Here is a 20,268-nt window from a genome sequence, read left to right on the forward strand (position 1 = left end):
TATGTGTAATATATAAAAGAAAAAAGTAATCATTCTAAGCGTTATCGTAGGATTTATTCTACACTGCGCTTAGAATGACAATCATATATAATTTTTTTTGACTTTATTTGTCAAAAATATAACAATTGTATAAACAAATACTATAATAATTATTAGGAAGGAAGATATTATGATTAACAAAATTATTTCCATTAATGAAGCCGTTGAAAAAGTTCAAGATGGCATGACTATTATGGTTGGCGGCTTCTTAGCTAATGGTTCTCCTGAGTACCTGATTGATGCACTTGTTGTAAGAAATATTAAAAATTTAACCCTCATCTGCAATGATACCGGGTTTCCGGACAAGGGTGTCGGAAAAATGGTAGTGAGTAAACAATTTAAGAAAATAATTGCTTCTCATGTTGGTACAAACCCTGAAACTGCAAATCAAATGAATTCGGGAACTACGGAAGTTTGCTTAACACCCCAGGGTACATTAGCAGAAAAAATCAGATGCGGAGGCAACGGTCTCGGCGGCTTCTATACACCTACGGGAATCGGTACTGAAGCTGAGGAAGGAAAAGAAAAAAAGGTTATTGACGGCAAAGAATATATATTTGAAACTCCATTGAGAGCCAATGTTGCACTCTTAAAAGCTTCCGTCGTTGATAAAAAAGGTAATATGGTTTTTAATAAAACAACTAAAAATTTTAACCCTATCATGGCTACGGCGGCTGACTTGGTAATAGTTGAGGCAGACAAGATTGTTGAAGTAGGAGAAATCGATCCGGAACATGTTATGTGCTCAGGAATATTCGTAGACTACATAGTTGGAGGTGGCAAATAATGAACGAAAAAGCAGTAATAGCAAAAAGAGTAGCTCAGTTGTTACACGACGGTGACGTTGTAAATTTAGGGATAGGGCTTCCTACAATGGTTGCAAATTACATACCTGAAAGCATGGATATTACTTTTCAGTCAGAAAACGGATTTTTAGGTTTGGGTCCTGCACCTGAACAAGGAAAGGAAGACTGGGAATTAGTAAATGCCGGAGGTATGCCTTCATCAATAGTATCAGGCGGTATGTTCTTTGACAGTGCTGCATCCTTTGGAATAATCAGAGGCGGTCATGTTGATGCTACAGTTCTTGGAGCAATGGAAGTTGATGAAAAGGGTAATCTTGCAAACTGGAAAATACCGGGAAAAATGGTTCCGGGAATGGGCGGAGCGATGGATCTGGTAGTTGGTGCAAATACTGTAATAATTGCAATGGTTCATACTCAAAAAGGTAAACCAAAAATTTTAAAACAATGTACTCTGCCTTTAACTGCAAAAGAGCAAGTGAACATAATTGTTACAGAAATGGCACTAATAAGAGTTACTGATAAAGGTTTGGTTCTTGAAGAATTAGGACCTGAGGCGACAGTAGAAGATGTAATTGCCGCAACAGAAGCAAAATTGATAATTTCTCCAAATTTAAAACGCTTTGGTTTAGATGAATAAGCAGATGACCCAAATTTTTAAGCAGACAGCCCAAATCTTTGATTTGGGCTGTCTGCTTATCTTTTTAATTGGAGGATCTATAAATCTGCCGGTTTTGTTTTAAGTGTCAATGAAACATTATGCTCATTGCCATTTCTTAAAAACGTAATTTCAGCATTATCACCATCTTTATATTCGTACAATTTTATTTTTAATTCCTGCATGCTTGTTATTTTATCTCCATCTATTGCAATTATTACGTCACCAACTTGTAAACCGGATATTGAAGCAGGAGAATCCTTTATTACTTCTGCTATAACAACTCCATATTCAGCTTGAACTTCTATTCCTAATGCTGTTTCATAGGTTTCAACTTCAACGCCTGATATACCTACATAGACAGTAGTTAATTTACCTTCTTTTATTATACGATCTATTATCGGTTTTGCTGTATTTATTGGAATAGAAAATCCTAATCCCTCTGCAGTGTTTATTTTTGCAGTGTTTATTCCAATTACCTGACCCTTGGCATTAAATAAGGGACCGCCGCTGTTTCCTTCATTGATAGATGCATCCGTTTGTATTAACGGCTCTATAACTGTTCCGTTTTCAAATATTATCGTTCTGTTTAATCCGCTTATTATACCTTGAGTAACTGTTCTTTCAAGGTCCAATGTCATCGGATTTCCTATTGCCACAACCGGCTCACCTACCAGAAGTTTGTCGGAATCCCCTAATTCTACAAAAGGTAAATTGGTTCTGTTTATTTTAACTACAGCTAAATCAAGAGATTTATCGTACCACAGCACTTCACCGACTTCTGTTGAACCATCAATCAATGAAACAGTTATTTTATCATATTTTCCGTCTTCAATAACATGTGAATTGGTTACAATATAACCGTTAGGATCCACAATAAAGCCTGAACCCATACTTTGAGACCTTTGTGTTTGAGGTCCGAACCACGTATTAACCTGCTTGGTTGCCTGAGTAGTTATTCCAACGACTGTTTTTTGTGATTTTTCTGCCACAGCAACAGCAAAATAAACATCATCCGTTAAATTTATATTAACATCCTGAGCTGTAATAGGTTGCTCTACACCGTTTTGATTAACTTTAAACTGACTATATACAAAATATCCGCTTGATAAACCTCCGATGATAGCTGCAATCAATGCAACTGCCACATATCCGAAAAATGTTCTTTTCCTGCCTCTTTTCTTAATCGGCTCCACTTCATAATCACGCATTACAAAATTTATATCCCTGTATTGTTCATTATTAAAATCATTATGCGGACCACTATTAAAGTTATAGTCTTCATTAAATTGATTTTTGTCGTTATAATCCATTTTATATTCCTCCTACAATGATTTATATATGTGTTATTTACTTATTCTTCCACTTTATTTTTATATTATCATTAATTTCTTTAATGAAACTTAATTTTAGTAAAAAATAATAAGCAGATGACCCAAATTTTTTTAATTTAGTGTCAGCGCTTATACTGTAAGTGCAAAAAAAGTCATCCCGAAGATGCGTAATCTTAGAATGACAAAATTCTTAATTCTACAACCTTATTTATCTTTAAAATCCAACTTCATATGAACGATACCGCACACATCTTCTACAGGCATGGAAAATGACAATCCTCTGCCTTCTTTGTTTAAGCCGGCTTCATTTCTGATTGCGTGCATTATTTGTTTTTTATCTTTACGTTTTGCAAGTATTAAAATTACATCCTTCTCCGGCTGAATAGATATTCCGAAGAATTTTTCAGCTTCATGCACTCCTGTTCCCCTTGCATTAAGGACTGTTCCTCCGGTAGCCCCTGCACTTCTTGCCGCATCCATTACTACATCATCGAAACCGCGATTTACTATTGTAATTATTAAATCAAACTCTTGATAATCATCTTTTATATCTACCATTATCTCACTCTCTATCATTATTAATTATACTGCTTATAAGCTCTAATGCTGCGGCACTGTCAACGCTGCTTATTGGTATAGAAAAAGCAATACCGTTCCCGGGTTCTTTCAAATTAAATTTTTCCCTTAAATTATTTATAATTATCGGGATTTTATCTTCCTGTACAACGCTTAAAACTATGTCCTTATCTGTTTGACCTAATCCGAGATAATTTAATATTTCCGATTTTGCTGTACCTTTTCCCAAAGCAATTATGTTAAACATAATTTCATTTTCTCTTAACATTTCCGCTATTTTTTCGCCATAGCCCCTATTAACTATAGTGACAAACAATTTTATATTTTTAGGTAAGCTTATGCTATTCATTATTGCTCACCTCCTTCAAGATCTATAATTTCATTATTTTCATCTTCAATTATATTTTCTTTAATCTTTTCAAGTTTGCTCACTTTTAGCTTATATACAACTCCAAGAATTTGAATTGTAATCAACGGTGTCATTGCAACCATTGCTACTAATCCAAAAGCATCGGTCAATACATTACCACCTACAGAATCTGCAGCCCCCATTGCAAAAGGAAGCATAAATGTTGCTGTCATAGGTCCCGAAGCCACACCGCCTGAGTCAAAAGCAATACCTGTAAATATTTGAGGTACATAAAACATCAATAATAATGCAATAGCATAACCTGGTACTATAAAGTACCAAATACTTATTCCTGTAAGAATCCTAATCATAGCAATTCCTATTGATACAGCTACACCTAATGAAAGTGATACTAACATTGCTCTTTTAGAAATTGCACCGCCCGTTACTTCCTCAACCTGCTTGTTTAAAACATGGACTGCCGGCTCTGCTGCTACTATGAAAAACCCCATAACCATTCCTATAGGTATCAAAACCCAATTATAATCCAAATCTGCCAATGCATAGCCTATATAGTTTCCGGCAGGAAGGAAGCCGACATTAACACCTGCTAAAAATACTACCAATCCTAAATAAGTATATATTACTCCAACCGATAATTTTATCAAATGAGTTTTAGGAAGTCTCAAGAAAATAAATTGGAAAATAATAAATGCAATAACTATTGGTAATAAAGCAAAGCCAACTTCTATAAAATATTCAGGAAATTCATGCATATATATATTTATCACATCTCTGAAATTACCTACCTCTGCTATAACAACTTCTTCATAGCTTCCGGAAGTATTATAAAACAGCCCGAGAACCAAGACAGATAAAACCGGTCCCACAGAACAAAGCGCCACCAATCCAAAGCTATCATCATGGGCACTTTTCCCGCCTCTGACTACAGCAACACCGAGACCTAATGCCATAATAAAAGGAACAGTTATAGGACCGGTTGTAACACCACCTGAATCAAAAGCAACCGGAACAAAATCATTTGGCGTAAAATATGCTAATACAAAAATAACTGCATAGAACGTTAATAATACATATGAAAGCTTTATTTGAAAAACTATACGCAATATTGCAATTACTAAAAATATACCAACCCCAAATGCAACAGCCCCGATAATTACATTATCTGCAATTGAAGGAACTTGACGCGCTAAAACCTGCAAATCCGGTTCTGCAACGGTAATCATAAATCCCATTAAAAAACTTATTATGATTAATGCCGTCAACTTACGGGATTTTGTAAGCTCCGCACCAATTCTTTCTCCCATCGGCATCATTGATATATCAGCACCAAGTGTAAAAAGACCCATACCTAATATTAATAATATTGCTCCTGTTAAAAAAAGTATAAATAGACCTGTTGGCATAGGTGTTAACACATAGTGCAAAATAACAACTATGATGGTTATTGGTAGCACTGATGAAAGTGATTCTTTAATTTTTTCAATCAGATTGTTCAAATAAAAATTATCTCCTCATTATATATTTAAAAAGCAAGTGTATTTTTAATAATAAGTTTATATTAAATAAATTTTGTAGTCAATAGTTTTATTTTGTAATAATTTAGCTTTATATTTTTTCTATTAGTCAAATTTCAGAATTGGAAATATATTTTAACCCCATACTAAACAACCTTCACTAAGTATTTCTTTACCATTTTAACGGGATGATATGATTGTTTGGCTTTTCTCAGCCCTTCATTTCCAGTATCCTCCTGCCTGTTTACAAATTCGGTATCAGAGAAACTTTCCATCAAAAATATTCTGTTTAAAAAGGAATATATACCTTTATATGCAATTTCCCCTCGTTCAACATGGATAACTGCCATGTTATCATTAACTTTTTCTCCAACGGCAAAACCCGCTAAATTTCCATCAACATACACAGCAATGGATTTAAGGTCAAAATAATGAAGTTCACCGCACAAATCCTTAATTGCATCTATTTCCATCAACATTTCTTTATCTACGGTTACAGCAACCTCATCGTGCCACTTATGTAAGAGTGCTAAACAATCTTTGACTACTTTGTCATTATCTAAGGTTTTTATTTCATAGCTGTAAGATTTATTGAATGAATTAAAATGATTTTTTTTACCGTGATATTTTTTGCCTTTTAATTCTATCAAATCCATAATACTATAAACATATTCAAAATCATCCACATCTTCAACAGCTTCAATTTTATAATCAGTATATTTTTTTAAATCATTTAAAAATTCTTCATCAACATCACCGAACAGATATTCTCTGTCGGTGTAATCTTGATTTCTTGTCTTTAAAATATCAACAAGCTCCGTCAATTTTTCTTTATTGTAACCAAAGGGCTGTGCATAAAATGTTTCTTTCCCTTCTTCATTTTTTTCTATAATCAATGTATCATCAAATATTGCATATTTTACATTGTTAAGCTTTCTCCACATATATAGTGATGAAAACAAATACTCGTAAGATTCTAAATTTTCTTTATCAACATACCTTTCTATAATTTCCTTATCTTCAATTGTAAGCTTTTTAAAACTTATAATGTAAATCATCTCCCATGCATATAAAATATTATCTGTATTAATAATTACTATAATTATAGTATCACCATAAAAAATATATTTCAATATATTTATAAATTTATTATATAAAGTCACTTGACAAATTAAAGTAACTATGCTATAGTAAAATAAAAAGATTGGGGGTAATACTATTTTATTGATTTTTATTGAGGGATTTTTATCTTTTTTTTCACCATGCGTGCTTCCGCTTATCCCTGTATATATCAGCTACTTGGCAGGTAATGGAAAAATAACAAACAGTGACGGCACCATACTTTATAACAGAAAAATAGTTTTATTAAATACATTATTCTTTATAGGCGGAATTTCAAGCGTATTTTTCTTGCTTGGTCTTTCATTTTCCGCATTAGGTACGTTTTTTAATCAAAACAAAGAATTGTTCAGCAAAATTGGCGGCATAATAATTATTATTATGGGTCTGGTACAATTAAACATAATTAAATTAAATTTTTTAAAAATGGAAAAAAGATTTCACCTTGATTTAACCGCTGTAAAAATGAACCCGATAATTGCATTTATAATGGGATTTACATTCAGCTTTGCATGGACACCATGTGTAGGTCCTGCGTTATCCTCGGTTTTAATATTGGCTTCAAATGCAGAGAATATTTTTTCCGGAAATGCTTTGGTATTAATTTATACCCTTGGTTTTATAATACCCTTTACAATATTAGGTTTATTCACTACTGAAGCACTTAACTTTTTTAGAGAGAAAAGAAATCTGGTTAAATATACAATAAAAGCAGGAGGAATCATTTTAATTATAATAGGTATTATGACTTATACCGGAACTTTTACTACAATAAGCAGATATTTGGCTTTTTAGAGGAAGAGGGACACATCTCTTTTTCTCAGGGTTAGTCTCTGAGGGATAGGAGAAATGTCCCTGTCAAATAAAGCCGAATTAAGGGAGTGAAAATGTGAGAAAACCACAATACAACATACAATGCAACATAGCGCAAGCTTTAAATATTATTGGTGACAAATGGTCATTGCTAATCCTGCACCGATTATTGATAGGATATGAAACGTATAAGGAAATACTTGACGGCTTGGAAGGAATACCGACAAATTTATTGTCTGAGCGTTTAAAAACGTTAGAACATGATGAGTTGATATATAAAGAGCTTTATCAGGACCATCCTCCAAGATATAAATATTCTTTAACAGAAAAGGGAATGGATTTGGTAGATGTATTCAACAGCTTGGTACTGTGGGGCGAGAAGCATTTAAATAAATGTCATAAAAAATTAGTTCATAATAAATGTCATAGCTCAGTGGAACTGAAATACCATTGCCCTGAATGCAATGTATATATTGACAGTAATGAACTTGAAGTAATTGAACCAAACGAGTGAGGTTAATATGGGAGATATAACAGATATTATAATAATCGGTGCCGGACCGGCCGGTTTATCTGCAGCAGTTAATGCAGTAAACAGGGGAAAAACAGTCCGAATTTTTTCTAACAAGGAAAATTATTTATCTAAAGCCGAAAGAGTAGATAACCATTTAGGATTCTATAATTTAAGCGGTAAAGAACTTATGGATAAATTCAGAGAACATGCAGAAGCTATGAACATAAAAATCGAAGAAGGAAAAGTAGTTAATATCCTTCCCATGGGTGAAAGCTTCATGGCAAATATAAGCGGTGAAATAGCCGAATCAAAAAAAGTAATTCTTGCCATGGGTATTTCAAAAGTAAAAGAGCTTCCCGGAGAGGGAAGATTATTAGGAAACGGCGTAAGCTACTGTGCAACATGCGACGGAATGCTTTACAGAAATAAAAATGCCGTAGTCTGGGATCAATCAAACGATGCATTGGAAGAAGCTAATTATTTAAACAGCATTGGTGTTAACATAACATTTGTTTCAAAGAAGAAACGCTCTGAACACTTAAACGAAAATATTAAATATGTAAACGGAGCAATTTCAGAAATATTGGGAGATTATTCGGTAGAAGCCATTGTTGTAAACGGAGAAAAGATTCTGACTGATGCAGTGTTTTTGCTAAGAGATGCAGTAGCTCCGACAGCTTTAATAGATGGCTTAGAAACAGAAAACAGCTTTATCAAGGTAGATAAAAACATGGAAACAACTATTGAAGGAGTTTATGCCGCAGGAGATATAACAGGTAAACCACTTCAGTTATCAAAAGCAGTTAGCGAAGGTCTAATCGCTGCACAGCATGCAGCGGTTCAAATAGATGTAAGCAGATGACCTAAATTTTTAATTTAGTAGTCAGTCGCTTATGCTGTAAGTGCAATAAAATAAATATTAAATTCATAAAGGAGAATTATTATGTCAGAAAAAATAAAGTATGTAAACAGTGCAAAGGAATTCGATGAATTATTATCCACAGAGAAATATGTATTAGTAGACTTCTGGGCTACATGGTGTGCACCATGCAGAATGATTGCACCTGTTATAGAAAAATTAGCCGATCAATATGACGGCAAAATAACCGTTGCAAAGGTTGATGTTGACCAGCAGCAGGAGCTTTCAATCAGATACGGCATCCAAAGCATACCAACTGTTATCCTATACAAAAATGGTAAAATCGAAGCAAAAGAAATCGGTGTAAAACCGTTGAATTCCTTCACAAGAATGCTCGACAGCCACATAGCTTAAAAATATGAAGGCGGTTCTTTTATATCAATAAAAGAACCGCCTTTTTTCATCTTTTCTTCCATTCACTTTTCAAAAGACCATACAACAACAAATCATACCTTTTATTATCCCTCAATACAAACTCCCTGTATGTACCTTCCCTCTCAAACCCTGCTTTTTCATACAAAGAAATAGCTGCAGTATTAAATTCCAGTACATTTAGCTGTATCCTATGAAAGTCCAATTGATTAAATCCATGTTCAAGCAATAAATTCAGAGCTTCCTTACCATAACCCCTGCCCCTTACATTTTTATCGCCTATACCAATAAAAAGAGTGGCAACCCTGTTTTCCTTAACGATATCATCAAATCCTGCAACTCCTATTATTTGATTAATATCAGCAAGCTTAATTGCAAAAACATCTGATTCATCATTTTTTTCATAGGATCTGAATGTTTTATCAACTTCGTCCCCTGACTGAGGAATTGGCGGCATATAATCATAGAATTTCAAAAATTCAATGTCTTTAAACCACTCATAAATATATATCATATCATTATTTTCAATTCGTTCTAATCGTATTTTGGGTGTTTTGGAGACGGTTCTTTTTATTTCCATGACAGCTCCTTGCAGGTTATTCCGGAAACGAACAAATCGTCCCGGAATACCTTCAAATACCTTTATATTTCTTTATTTTTTTCGTATAATTTCTATCCAATATCCATCAGGATCTATAATGAAGTATATGCCCATTGATTCATTAACAAATTCAACACAGCCCATTTCCTGATGTTTTTTATAAGCTTCTTCATAGTTATCTGTCTGCATAGCAAGATGATATTCTTGTTCTCCCAAATCGTATGATTCAGTTCTGTCTTTCATATAGGTAAGCTCTAATGTAAAATCAGTTTCACCGTCTCCTAAGAATACCAATGTATAGCTGCCATCTGCAGCTTCTTTTCTTCTGACTTCCGTTAATCCAAGTGCTTCCTTATAGAAATTTAAGCTTTTTTGTAAATTTAATACGTTAAAATTAAAGTGGTTAAATGTAAATTTCATAGCTTACTCCTCCAAATACATTCTGACGGGGACATTCTTCCTATCCTCAAAGACTTACTCTGATAAAAAAAAGTGTGTCCCCCTTCCTATTTACTTTGATAATTATTGTGCATCATTACTTTCTTCTATGATGTCATTTTCATTATTTATATTTGCACCATTCGTCAACAAGTTCAGTTGCTCTAATATACTTTCTAACTTTTTCAAGTTTTCACCGTATGAGGTCCAATCACCTTTTTGAGATGCTTCATTCGCCCTGTTAAATATAATATTTGCCTGCACAATTAATTCTTCGATATTTGTGTTATCATATTCATTTTCCTGTGGCGGTGCAGGTTTTGTCGGCTGCGTATTTATTCCGAAAATTCTTTCTATTGCCATATCAAGAGTTGGTTCCATTACTATTTTATCACCAAATGAAACAACAACCATTTTCATTTCCGGAAAGTTGCTTTCTGTATCAGATTTTAAATAAATCGGTTCTACATAAAGCAATGAATCTTCTATTGGAACAACCAAGGTGTTACCCCTTAAAACTGTAGATCCAACCTGGCTCCACAATGTAAGCTGTGATGAAATAACAGTATCCTGATCGATTTTTGTTTCTATCATGTTTGGACCCGGTATTGTCTTTGTTTTCGGAAATTCATACAATACTAATTTACCGTAATTATCACCGTCATTTCTTGCTACCAATAAAGAAATCATATTGTCTTTATTTTGTGGCGTATATTGTGTAGTAAGCAAAAATTCTACGTTTTCTTCATCCGGCAGCTTAAACATTACATAGCTTGATCCAACCGGCTCTTCACCGTTATTCATGTATTTTTCATTTGCTATGTCCCAATAATCCTCTCTGCCGAAAAAAACAGTAGGATTTTCAATATGATACAATCTGTACATATCAGATTGTACATCGAAATATACTTGAGAGTACCTTATATGATTTCTTAATCCTTCAGGCATTTCGCTCATCGGCTTTAATAAATCCTTAAATATTTTGTTGTATGTCTTTATAATCGGATCTGTTTCATCTGCTATATAAAAATCAGTTGAACCATCATAAGCATCTATTACAACCTTTACCGAGTTTCTCAAATAATTCACATTCCAACCTTGAATGAGCTTATCTGTCGGTTGTGAATAAGGATATCTGTCACTTACAGTAAATCCTTCTATAATCCAATATAGTTTACCGTCTTCCTGATTAATAACTATGTATGCATCCGGGTCATAATATATAAAAGGCGCTATTTCTTGAACTCTTTGAATAATATTTCTGTTCATCAATATTTTACTGTCAGAATCAATATTGTTGGAAATCAATAATCTGTAGCTTCCTTTTCTGATACTGAACAATATTCGGTTAACAAAAGAAAGATTAATACCTGCATCTCCTTCATATAATGTTTCAACATTGTTTGATCCCGATGGATAATCAAACTCTTTTTCGTCTGTATTTACTATTATGTATTCACTTGTTCTTTCACCAAAATATATTTCCGGTCTGTTAACCATAATATTTGTATCGGTGGTCGGAGGTATGTTCTTAATCAGCATTTCGGGTTGCCCTTGAGGAGTAACTTCATTAACCTGTGACATTGTTATACCGTAACCGTGTGTATATTTCAAATATTGATTAACCCATGTTCTTGCCTGTTCGTTTAATCTATTTTGATCAAGCTCTCTTGCCGATAAGAAAACTTGTTTATAAACTCCGTCTATATAATATCTGTCTACATCTACGTCATTAAATACATAGTACGGCCGTATTCCTTGTAATTGATTATAAACTTGAATTAACGGCTCCTGGTCGTTAATTCTTATATTATCAATAACCTCCTGATTATTGTCTATATCTTCTATCGCTAAATTATTATTTGCAGGAAATTCTATCAATCTTACGTCATGTAAATCATAGGCATTCTGAGTATTTTTTATGCTATACTCCATATATTTTGTTTCTTTTGAAAGCTGATCCGGCTCTACTACAAAATTTTCAACTAAGCCGGCTAAGCCGGTACCTATTATTGAAATTGCAATCAATGCAGCAGGAACCGTCAATGCAGTCTTAAGATTTCTTTTCCTTGCACCCATGAAAAATGTAACAGCCGATACGAAGCATCCTATGCCTACTATCCTGTATATGTTCAATGTAATATTTATATCCGTAAATCCGGCACCGAAAACTCTTCCTACTTGAGAATATAATAAATCATAGCTTCTGAGTAAAATTCTGATACCTAAAAATATAAATACAAAAACACCGATAAAGGATAATTGGTTGATTATTTTTTCTGCAAATTTCCTATTCAACACTGAGCTGAAATCAAATTGATGAGGAGTAAATCTCATTTCTTCAAATTTGCTTGATACATTTTTTATACTGTCTTTAATGGACAGATAGACGTAAAAAAGAACAGTTACGACTATTAACAGGAATAGGATATTGATTATATAACCTATGAGTGTATTAATCAAAGGTAGCTTGAATATGTAAAAGCTTATGTCATTATTGAAAATAGGGTCAAAACTATTGAAGCTTTCACCATTATAAAACTGCAATATTTCAAACCACATTGTAGAAACCATGTTAAAGGTAAACAATAAACTTATGATAACTGAAATTAATTTTATCCACAGATTAATTTTTTTGTTTCTGTTGGCGTCCACAACTTCAATTTCTAAGTCATATTTCTTTTTTAATTTTCTCAAGAATATGTACAATAAACTCCACGTAACAATAAAAATCGGTATGGTTAAAATCACCTGAGCTTTTAATTTGGTCAGGAATGTTTCCGTATATCCCACTTCACTAAACCACAAAAAGTCTGTAATGAATTTTACCGTTGTTCCGAAAAAGCTTACAATTAAGAATAATATTATAATTAATCCTATTGTAAAAAATTTTCCCCTATTTTTCATAAAACCTCCTTTTAACAATAGGACAACAATTGTTATTTGCTATAGTTCTCCCATGGTTACTTATTGAATTCCATTCTTAATTTTTCCAAAGATTTCTTTTCTATTCTTGATACCGTCATTTGAGAGATATTTAATTCTTTTGCTATTTCACTTTGGGTTTTACTAAGATAAAATCTTTTAATTATAATTTCTTTTTCTAATTCATTTAATTTTTCCATGGATTTTTTAATAAAATCCTCATTTTCAATAATAGTGAAATGCTTATCATCTTGTCCCATAACATCCATCAATGTTAAATCACTTTCATCGGCAGAGTTGTCAAATTTTTCGTCTAAGGACTGTGAATTAAACATTTTACCGGCTTCAAATGCCTCCAAAACTTCTTCTTCCGTGCTGTCTATATATTCGGCAATTTCCCTGATGGTCGGTGCTCTGTTTAATTCAATACTTAATATATTGCTGTAATCATTAACCTTCTTGGATATTTCCTGAATTTTTCTCGGCACCTTAATAGACCATCCCTTATCCCTGAAATATTTTTTTATTTCTCCTAAGATGGTTGGTGTTGCAAAACTGGTAAATTCAAATCCTTTTGTTATATCAAACCTTTCAATTGCATAAATCAATCCCATGCAGGCAATTTGAAATATATCATCATGCTCGATACCCTTGTTGTTATATTTACGGGAAATTATTTCTGCCATGTATTTATATTTTTCAAATATCTGATTTCTTACTTCAATATCTCTCGTTTGATGATACAACAAAAATAAATCCTGATTTTTAATAATTTTTGTATTTTGGATTGCTTCGCCCATATTATCAACGCCTATTCAAAATTATTTAATACATTTTTCAAAAGTAATTTTCTTATTTTTTAAATCAAAATTACAATTATCAGACAAGCTTTCAATAATCATAATGCTCATATCACTTAAGCTCTCATCATTAATAATGCCTTCATTTAAATCAGTTACTTCAATTTTTATATTATTTTCGCTGATTTCATAGCTTATATTTAACGGCTCATCAATTTGTACAACATTGTTTATAAAAAATGTGCAGATTTCAGAAATTATTACTTTAATATCTTCAATGTCATCTACATTAAAACCTTTTAAATTAGACACAGCTGACGTGGTCAATCTGACTGTACTCATATATTCAGATTTTTTGGGGATTTTTAAAAAAATATTATCCATTATATCACTCCTGAATATTGAATATTTTATTTAATCCTGTAATATCAAATAATTTATATATGTTTGGTTTTAAATTAGTAATTTTGATATTCAGATTATTTTCCTTAAGCTTTTTGTAAATTCCCATTAAAATGCCAAGTCCGGTTGAATCAATGTAATCTAAGTTACTACCGTTGATTAAAATGTCTAATTTTTTTTCATCAATCAATTCATAAATTTTGTTTTTCAGTTCCGGAGAAGTATATATATCTACTTCTCCTATCGGTTGTATTTCTAATGTGTTATCTGAAGTTACATCGTACTTAATTTCTAAAGACATAATTACCTCCACTTTATTCTTCTTCGGTTTCTAAATCTTCTTCTGAATAAATTTTCGCAATTGAAGCAACTTTATCGTCATTATTCAATCTCATTGCAATAACTCCCTGAGTATCCCTGCCCATTATTGAAATTCCTCTTGCATGCATTCTGATTATTGTGCCATTGATACTTAAAAGCATTATGTCATCTTCTTTTTCAACTATTAATGATCCGACGATGCGTCCTGTCTTTTCATTAATGTTGTGCGCCTTCATACCTTTTCCGCCTCTGTTCTGGCATCTGTATTCTGATGAAACAGTTATTTTTGCATAACCTTTTTCCGTTACGGTCAATATATATTTATTATTTTCGTCACTTTGATTAATAATGCTCATTGAAACAAGTTCATCATCATCTGATGTAGTTATTGCTTTAACGCCCATTGTGTTTCTGCCCATGTCTCTGACATCACTTTCATTGAATCTTATTCCTTTGCCATACTTAGTAACTATAAATATATCCTTAGTACCGTCAGTTTTGTTTACGCTTATAAGCTCATCATCATCAGCTATTTTAATTGCAACAAGACCTGTCTTTCTTGAAGTGTCAAATTCATTAAGCTTAGTTTTCTTAATGATACCTTTCTTTGTTGCGAATATCAGGAATTCATCATCATTAAAATCCCTGATAGGAATTATAGCTCTGATTTGTTCATTAGTATCGATGCCTATTAAATTAATGGCAGCCGTACCCTTTGCCTGACGTCTCGCTTCAGGCACTTCATAAGCTTTAATTCTGTACATCTTACCTTTATTTGTCAAAAATAACAAATAATCGTGAGTTGAAGTTATAAATAAATCCTTTACAAAATCCTCTTCTCTTGTAGTAAGAGCTGTTATACCTTTTCCGCCTCTGTTTTGAGCTTTATAGGTATCTTCAGGCAATCTTTTAATGTATCCGAAATTTGTAAGAGTAATTGCTACATTTTCTTCTTCAATTAAATCCTCTACTCCTATTTCATCTTCATCTGCCCTTATTTCAGTTCTTCTCTCGTCATAGAAATTGTTTTTAATTTCTTTTAATTCATCCTTAACTATTTGGTCAACCAAATGTTGGTTAGCAAGTATTTCCTTAAATTTATTTATCATTCTTATTAATTCTTCATATTCGGCATCTAATTTTTCTCTTTCCAGACCTTGTAAACGTCTTAATCTCATATCTACAATTGCTCTGGCCTGAATTTCGGATAAATTAAATCTTTCCATTAATTTTTGTTCGGCATCATCATAGGAAGCTCTGATTATTCTGATAACTTCGTCAATATTGTCTATGGCGATTCTCAGGCCTTCAACGATATGAGCTCTTGCTTCAGCCTTATTTAAATCATACTGAGTTCTTCTTACTACAATTTCTCTTTGATGCTCTACGTAATAATGAATCATATCCTTTAAGTTTAAAACCTTTGGTTCATTATTAACTAAGGCAATCATAATAATGCTGAAATTATCCTGAAGCTGAGTATGTTTGTACAAATTGTTAAGTACAATATTAGGATTGAAATCTCTTTTAATTTCAATTACAATCCTCATACCTGTTCTGTCACTTTCATCTCTTAAATCAGAAATTCCGTCTATTCTTTTATCCTTAACCAGCTCGGCAATTTTTTCAATCAACCTTGCTTTGTTTACTATGTAAGGAATTTCAGAAACTATTATTCTGCTTTTATTGTTTTTCATTTCTTCAATTTCTACTTTTGATTTAACCTTTACAAAACCCCTGCCAGTAAGGTAAGCATTTTTAATATTATCTTTTCCTTCAATTATTGCACCTGTCGGAAAATCAGGACCTTTAATATATTTCATTAATCCGGGAACATCAATTTCCGGATCGTCTATATATGCCATTATACCGTTTATAACCTCTCCTATGTTGTGGGGAGGAATAGAACTCGCCATACCTACTGCTATACCTTGTGAACCGTTAACCAATAAATTTGGAAAACGGCTTGGAAGTACAACCGGTTCCTTTAATGTTTCATCAAAGTTCGGTCTGAAATCTACAGTATCCTTATTAAAATCTCTTAAAAGCTCCATTGCCATTTTAGACATACGAGCTTCAGTATAACGCATCGCTGCAGCCTGATCACCATCGACTGAACCGAAGTTTCCGTGACCGTCAATCAATGGATATCTCATGGAGAAGCTTTGAGCTAATCTAACCATTGCATCATATACTGCAGAATCTCCGTGTGGATGGTACTTACCAAGAACATCGCCGACGATACGTGCACTTTTCTTATGTGGCTTATCCGGAGTTAATCCAAGCTCATTTGCTGAATAAAGAATTCTTCTATGAACCGGCTTTAAACCGTCTCTTACATCCGGCAGCGCTCTTGATACTATAACCGTCATAGCATAATCTAAATAAGATTTTCTCATTTCCTCGGTTATGTTAGTATCTATAATTTGACTTTTGTTTTCAATTTCGCTCATTTATAACCTCATCTATATATCTAAATTCTTAACATATCTTGCATTTTCTTCAATAAATTCTCTACGGGGAGCTACCTTATCCCCCATAAGCATATTGAATGTTTCATCTGCTGACATTGCATCATCTTCATTGATTCTTAACAGTATTCTGCTTTCAGGATTCATAGTTGTTTCCCAAAGCTGTTCAGGGTCCATTTCACCGAGACCTTTATATCTTTGAATTTCAACCTTGTTGTCTCTTCCTATTTCTTCTAAAACTCTGTTTAATTCTGGATCACTGTATACATATTGTTCAAATTTACCTTTTTTTACTCTATACAAGGGCGGTTGAGCAGAATACACATGTCCGCCTGTAATTAAATCTTTCATATATCTGTAAAAAAATGTTAAAAGTAATGTTCTTATGTGAGCTCCGTCAACATCTGCATCAGTCATTATTATAATTTTATCATATCTCAGTTTAGATATATCAAAATCTTCTCCTATGCCTGTGCCGAATGCAGTAATCATATTTTTTATTTCTTCAGAATTTAATATTTTGTCAATTCTTGATTTTTCAACGTTTAATATTTTTCCTCTCAATGGAAGAATGGCCTGGAACTTTCTGTCTCTTCCTTCTTTAGCAGAACCGCCTGCCGAGTTACCTTCAACTATGCAGATTTCGCAAAGCTTCGGATCTTTTTCAGAACAATCAGCTAATTTTCCGGGAAGCGCCATGCTGTCCAAAGCACCCTTTCTTCTTGCCAAATCTCTTGCTTTTCTGGCAGCTTCTCTTGCTCTTGCAGATCTTAAAGATTTTTCTACAATCAATTTTGCTGTCTTCGGATTTTCTTCGCAATAATTACTTAAAGCTTCACCCGTAATATTGTCTACAACACCTCTTACTTCACTGTTACCTAATTTAGTCTTTGTCTGTCCTTCAAATTGAGGATTTGGTATTTTTATAGATAAAATTGCAGTGATGCCTTCTCTTATATCTTCTCCCGTTATCTGAACATCATTTTCTTTTAAAAGATTGCATTTTTTTGCATAATCATTAATAACACGAGTAAGAGAGGTTTTAAATCCGACTAAATGAGTTCCACCTTCGATGGTGTTAATATTGTTTACGAATGAAAAAATATTTTCATTATAAGAATCTGTATATTGTAATGATAATTCCACTATTACCTTTTCTTTTTTACCTTCAATATATACGATATCATTATGAAGTGCATCCTTCTTGCTGTTTAAATATTCAACAAACTGCTTGATTCCTCCTTCATAATGGAACTCGTCCTTTACATTGTTTCTTTTATCTTCCAAGGATATTCTTATACCTTTATTCAAAAAGGCAAGCTCTCTCATACGATGCTTTAATATTGTATAATTAAAATCAATGTTATCAAATATAGTTGAATCAGGTAAAAATGTTATTGTTGTACCGCTTTTTTTTGTTTCTCCTATATATTCAACCTCTGATTTTGCAACTCCTCTTTCAAATGACTGCTTATATGTCTTGCCGTTCCAATTAACCTTTGCTGTTAAAAAATCAGACAAAGCATTAACGCATGAAACACCAACTCCATGAAGTCCTCCTGATACCTTATATGCATCATTATTAAATTTTCCGCCTGCATGCAGGACGGTTAAAACTGTTTCTAATGTAGATTTGCCGGTTTTTTTATTTTTTTCTATAGGAATTCCCCTGCCGTTGTCTACAACCTCTATAGAATTATCTTCGTTAATCGTAACATTAATTGTGTCACAGTAACCTGCTAATGCCTCATCTATACTGTTGTCCACAACTTCATAAACTAATTGGTGCAATCCTCTTTCTCCTGTAGAGCCGATATACATACCGGGTCTTTTTCTGACAGGTTCCAAACCCTCCAAAACCTGTATCTGCTCAGCACCATAATGATTATTTCTGTTATCCGCCATTTATTTCTCCTCTAATTTGTAATGTTGCCTATTTTTCCTTCGTTTATATAAAATTTTTTCTTATTGTAATCCTTTGTCAATATATTTAAATCATGATCATCTGTTGTAGTAATAACAGTTTGAATTCCCTGGATATATTTTATTAAATAACCCTTTCTTTTATTGTCTAACTCAGACAATACATCATCTAACAGCAATATGGGATATTCATCTGTTTCTTCTCTTATGATTTCAATTTCAGCAAGCTTTATTGCTAATACCGCAGATCTCTGCTGACCTTGTGATCCAAAATATTTGCTTTCTTTATTATTTATTTTTATTATTATGTCATCTTTATGGGGACCGTATAATGTCGTCTTGTATTGAATTTCACTGTTTAAATTAGAATTTATTTTTTCAGTGAAATATTTTTTTGTTTCATTTTTATCAATGTTGTTTACATTAGCTGAATTACAATGATAATTTATATCAAATTTTTCTTTTTTACCTGAAATATCCTCATAAATATCAACTGCGTATTTTTTTAATTTATTTATGTATTCATTTCTGTAAAGTATTATTTCAGTACCTATATTAATCAGATAATCATTCCAAATATTAATAATATCTTTATTTTCGGGCTTTGTACAGTAATTTTTTAAAATCATATTTCTTTCTGCACAAATTTTCTTGTAATTACTAAGCAAATATTTATATTTTGGCTTTATCTGAGACAAAGATATATTTATAAATTTACGTCTTTCTACAGGACTCCCTTTAATAATTTTCATATCATCGGGAGTAAAAATTACATTATTTAAAATTCCTATCATTTCAGACGTTTTATCTAATTTAACACCATTTATTAAAACTGTCTTTCTTTTATTTTTTTCAAGAAATAATTCTATTTTAGTATTGTAATTATTTTTGTTTAACAATATTTCTATATAGCTTTTATTTTCACAAAAATTTATAAGCTCATTTTCACTGTTTAATCTGAATGTCCTGCCTATTGATGCAAGATAAACAGATTCCATTAAATTTGTTTTTCCTTGACCATTGTCTCCGACAAATATATTTAAGGAATCATTTAATTCAATATTTGCTTCTTTAAAATTTCTGTAATTTTTTATTTTTATATTTTTGACTATCATTTTTCCTCTGTTGAAATGATATATTCCTCATTGTTAAATTTAACAATATCTCCATCTCTGAGCTTCTTGCCTCTTTGTAAAACAACTTCGTCATTTACTTTTACCATGCCATCAAGTATTACATTCTTTGCCATGCCTCCGCCTTCAACAGCATTGACATATTTTAATAATTGATCAAGCTTAATAAATTCAGTATTTATTTGTACCTTTTCCATAAAACACTTCCTTTTCAATTTGG

At 32.5% G+C, this 20,268-nt stretch carries 21 protein-coding genes; 6 read left to right on the top strand and 15 right to left on the bottom strand.

Annotated elements, in window-relative coordinates; genetic code table 11:
• Positions 1-172: 172 nt before the first annotated feature.
• Both RT412_RS00595 and RT412_RS00600 read left to right on the top strand, forming a co-directional pair.
• Positions 173-826: a CoA transferase subunit A gene (locus RT412_RS00595; protein ID WP_313339973.1), complete on the top strand. Its 654-nt coding sequence runs from the start codon at positions 173-175 to the stop codon at positions 824-826.
• Positions 826-1,482 (top strand): 3-oxoacid CoA-transferase subunit B, encoded by a 657-nt coding sequence (locus RT412_RS00600; RefSeq protein WP_313339253.1) that lies wholly within the window; start codon positions 826-828, stop codon positions 1,480-1,482. The genes RT412_RS00595 and RT412_RS00600 overlap by 1 nt, the downstream gene beginning before the upstream one ends.
• A gap of 77 nt (positions 1,483-1,559) precedes the next feature.
• Here the strand turns inward: RT412_RS00600 and RT412_RS00605 are convergent, their stop codons facing one another.
• The 5 genes from RT412_RS00605 to RT412_RS00625 form a co-directional block, all read right to left on the bottom strand.
• The gene (locus RT412_RS00605; protein ID WP_313339255.1) at positions 1,560-2,813 is read right to left on the bottom strand and encodes a trypsin-like peptidase domain-containing protein; all 1,254 of its coding nucleotides are present in this window, start codon (positions 2,811-2,813) and stop codon (positions 1,560-1,562) included.
• Positions 2,814-3,038: 225 nt separating this feature from the next.
• Positions 3,039-3,392, bottom strand: coding sequence for a P-II family nitrogen regulator (locus RT412_RS00610; RefSeq protein ID WP_313339257.1), 354 nt, complete (start codon positions 3,390-3,392; stop codon positions 3,039-3,041).
• A 4-nt stretch (positions 3,393-3,396) separates the two neighbouring features.
• A complete protein-coding gene (locus RT412_RS00615; RefSeq protein ID WP_313339259.1) occupies positions 3,397-3,759 on the bottom strand; it encodes a hypothetical protein in 363 nt (120 codons plus the stop codon).
• Positions 3,759-5,279 carry a DUF1538 domain-containing protein gene (locus tag RT412_RS00620; protein WP_313339260.1) on the bottom strand — a complete coding sequence of 507 codons (1,521 nt, stop codon included), beginning with the start codon at positions 5,277-5,279 and terminating at the stop codon, positions 3,759-3,761. Before RT412_RS00620 ends, RT412_RS00615 begins: the two co-directional genes overlap by 1 nt.
• Before the next feature lie 164 nt (positions 5,280-5,443).
• On the bottom strand, positions 5,444-6,355 hold the full coding sequence (locus tag RT412_RS00625; protein WP_313413079.1) for a phosphatidylglycerol lysyltransferase domain-containing protein: 912 nt from the start codon (positions 6,353-6,355) through the stop codon (positions 5,444-5,446).
• Positions 6,356-6,521: 166 nt separating this feature from the next.
• On the opposite strand from RT412_RS00625, the gene RT412_RS00630 reads away from it, so the two are divergent.
• From RT412_RS00630 to trxA, 4 genes are all read left to right on the top strand, one after another.
• Complete coding sequence (locus RT412_RS00630) at positions 6,522-7,211, top strand: cytochrome c biogenesis protein CcdA (RefSeq protein ID WP_313339264.1); 690 nt, start codon at positions 6,522-6,524, stop codon at positions 7,209-7,211.
• Between the two features lie 94 nt (positions 7,212-7,305).
• The gene (locus tag RT412_RS00635; RefSeq protein WP_313339266.1) at positions 7,306-7,743 is read left to right on the top strand and encodes a helix-turn-helix domain-containing protein; all 438 of its coding nucleotides are present in this window, start codon (positions 7,306-7,308) and stop codon (positions 7,741-7,743) included.
• A gap of 7 nt (positions 7,744-7,750) precedes the next feature.
• Positions 7,751-8,605, top strand: a complete 855-nt coding sequence (locus RT412_RS00640; RefSeq protein WP_313339267.1) for an NAD(P)/FAD-dependent oxidoreductase — start codon at positions 7,751-7,753, stop codon at positions 8,603-8,605.
• Between the two features lie 81 nt (positions 8,606-8,686).
• Positions 8,687-9,016 carry a thioredoxin gene (gene trxA / locus RT412_RS00645; protein WP_398438643.1) on the top strand — a complete coding sequence of 110 codons (330 nt, stop codon included), beginning with the start codon at positions 8,687-8,689 and terminating at the stop codon, positions 9,014-9,016.
• 46 nt (positions 9,017-9,062) lie between these two features.
• Here trxA and RT412_RS00650 read toward each other — a convergent pair whose 3' ends face one another.
• The 10 genes from RT412_RS00650 to RT412_RS00695 form a co-directional block, all read right to left on the bottom strand.
• Positions 9,063-9,614, bottom strand: a complete 552-nt coding sequence (locus RT412_RS00650; protein ID WP_313339269.1) for a GNAT family protein — start codon at positions 9,612-9,614, stop codon at positions 9,063-9,065.
• 72 nt (positions 9,615-9,686) lie between these two features.
• Entirely contained in the window at positions 9,687-10,055 is a 369-nt protein-coding gene (locus RT412_RS00655) for a VOC family protein (protein WP_313339271.1), read from the bottom strand.
• 102 nt (positions 10,056-10,157) lie between these two features.
• The gene (locus RT412_RS00660; RefSeq protein ID WP_313339273.1) at positions 10,158-12,980 is read right to left on the bottom strand and encodes a UPF0182 family protein; all 2,823 of its coding nucleotides are present in this window, start codon (positions 12,978-12,980) and stop codon (positions 10,158-10,160) included.
• A gap of 56 nt (positions 12,981-13,036) precedes the next feature.
• Complete coding sequence (locus tag RT412_RS00665; protein WP_313339274.1) at positions 13,037-13,798, bottom strand: SigB/SigF/SigG family RNA polymerase sigma factor; 762 nt, start codon at positions 13,796-13,798, stop codon at positions 13,037-13,039.
• A gap of 21 nt (positions 13,799-13,819) precedes the next feature.
• Positions 13,820-14,182 (bottom strand): ATP-binding protein, encoded by a 363-nt coding sequence (locus RT412_RS00670; RefSeq protein WP_313339276.1) that lies wholly within the window; start codon positions 14,180-14,182, stop codon positions 13,820-13,822.
• Positions 14,183-14,186: 4 nt separating this feature from the next.
• Positions 14,187-14,501: an STAS domain-containing protein gene (locus RT412_RS00675; RefSeq protein ID WP_313339277.1), complete on the bottom strand. Its 315-nt coding sequence runs from the start codon at positions 14,499-14,501 to the stop codon at positions 14,187-14,189.
• A 13-nt stretch (positions 14,502-14,514) separates the two neighbouring features.
• Complete coding sequence (gene gyrA / locus RT412_RS00680; RefSeq protein WP_313339278.1) at positions 14,515-16,974, bottom strand: DNA gyrase subunit A; 2,460 nt, start codon at positions 16,972-16,974, stop codon at positions 14,515-14,517.
• A gap of 12 nt (positions 16,975-16,986) precedes the next feature.
• Positions 16,987-18,897, bottom strand: coding sequence for a DNA topoisomerase (ATP-hydrolyzing) subunit B (gyrB, locus tag RT412_RS00685; RefSeq protein WP_313339280.1), 1,911 nt, complete (start codon positions 18,895-18,897; stop codon positions 16,987-16,989).
• Positions 18,898-18,908: 11 nt separating this feature from the next.
• Positions 18,909-20,030, bottom strand: coding sequence for a DNA replication/repair protein RecF (gene recF, locus RT412_RS00690; RefSeq protein ID WP_313339282.1), 1,122 nt, complete (start codon positions 20,028-20,030; stop codon positions 18,909-18,911).
• Positions 20,027-20,245, bottom strand: a complete 219-nt coding sequence (locus RT412_RS00695) for an RNA-binding S4 domain-containing protein (protein WP_313339284.1) — start codon at positions 20,243-20,245, stop codon at positions 20,027-20,029. The genes recF and RT412_RS00695 overlap by 4 nt, the downstream gene beginning before the upstream one ends.
• Positions 20,246-20,268: the final 23 nt, after the last annotated feature.

Source organism: Sedimentibacter sp. (assembly GCF_032080165.1).
In the GTDB taxonomy this organism is placed as follows: domain Bacteria; phylum Bacillota; class Clostridia; order Tissierellales; family Sedimentibacteraceae; genus Sedimentibacter.

Bases quoted from the DNA above. Each gene is read 5' to 3' on its own strand.
- RT412_RS00600 (WP_313339253.1), top strand. From the start codon at position 826: ATGAACGAAAAAGCAGTAATAGCAAAAAGAGTAGCTCAGTTGTTACAC.
- RT412_RS00605 (WP_313339255.1), bottom strand. From the start codon at position 2,813: ATGGATTATAACGACAAAAATCAATTTAATGAAGACTATAACTTTAAT.
- RT412_RS00610 (WP_313339257.1), bottom strand. From the start codon at position 3,392: ATGGTAGATATAAAAGATGATTATCAAGAGTTTGATTTAATAATTACA.
- RT412_RS00615 (WP_313339259.1), bottom strand. From the start codon at position 3,759: ATGAATAGCATAAGCTTACCTAAAAATATAAAATTGTTTGTCACTATA.
- RT412_RS00625 (WP_313413079.1), bottom strand. From the start codon at position 6,355: ATGATTTACATTATAAGTTTTAAAAAGCTTACAATTGAAGATAAGGAA.
- RT412_RS00640 (WP_313339267.1), top strand. From the start codon at position 7,751: ATGGGAGATATAACAGATATTATAATAATCGGTGCCGGACCGGCCGGT.
- trxA (WP_398438643.1), top strand. From the start codon at position 8,687: ATGTCAGAAAAAATAAAGTATGTAAACAGTGCAAAGGAATTCGATGAA.
- RT412_RS00650 (WP_313339269.1), bottom strand. From the start codon at position 9,614: ATGGAAATAAAAAGAACCGTCTCCAAAACACCCAAAATACGATTAGAA.
- RT412_RS00655 (WP_313339271.1), bottom strand. From the start codon at position 10,055: ATGAAATTTACATTTAACCACTTTAATTTTAACGTATTAAATTTACAA.
- RT412_RS00660 (WP_313339273.1), bottom strand. From the start codon at position 12,980: ATGAAAAATAGGGGAAAATTTTTTACAATAGGATTAATTATAATATTA.
- RT412_RS00665 (WP_313339274.1), bottom strand. From the start codon at position 13,798: ATGGGCGAAGCAATCCAAAATACAAAAATTATTAAAAATCAGGATTTA.
- RT412_RS00670 (WP_313339276.1), bottom strand. From the start codon at position 14,182: ATGGATAATATTTTTTTAAAAATCCCCAAAAAATCTGAATATATGAGT.
- RT412_RS00675 (WP_313339277.1), bottom strand. From the start codon at position 14,501: ATGTCTTTAGAAATTAAGTACGATGTAACTTCAGATAACACATTAGAA.
- gyrA (WP_313339278.1), bottom strand. From the start codon at position 16,974: ATGAGCGAAATTGAAAACAAAAGTCAAATTATAGATACTAACATAACC.
- gyrB (WP_313339280.1), bottom strand. From the start codon at position 18,897: ATGGCGGATAACAGAAATAATCATTATGGTGCTGAGCAGATACAGGTT.
- recF (WP_313339282.1), bottom strand. From the start codon at position 20,030: ATGATAGTCAAAAATATAAAAATAAAAAATTACAGAAATTTTAAAGAA.
- RT412_RS00695 (WP_313339284.1), bottom strand. From the start codon at position 20,245: ATGGAAAAGGTACAAATAAATACTGAATTTATTAAGCTTGATCAATTA.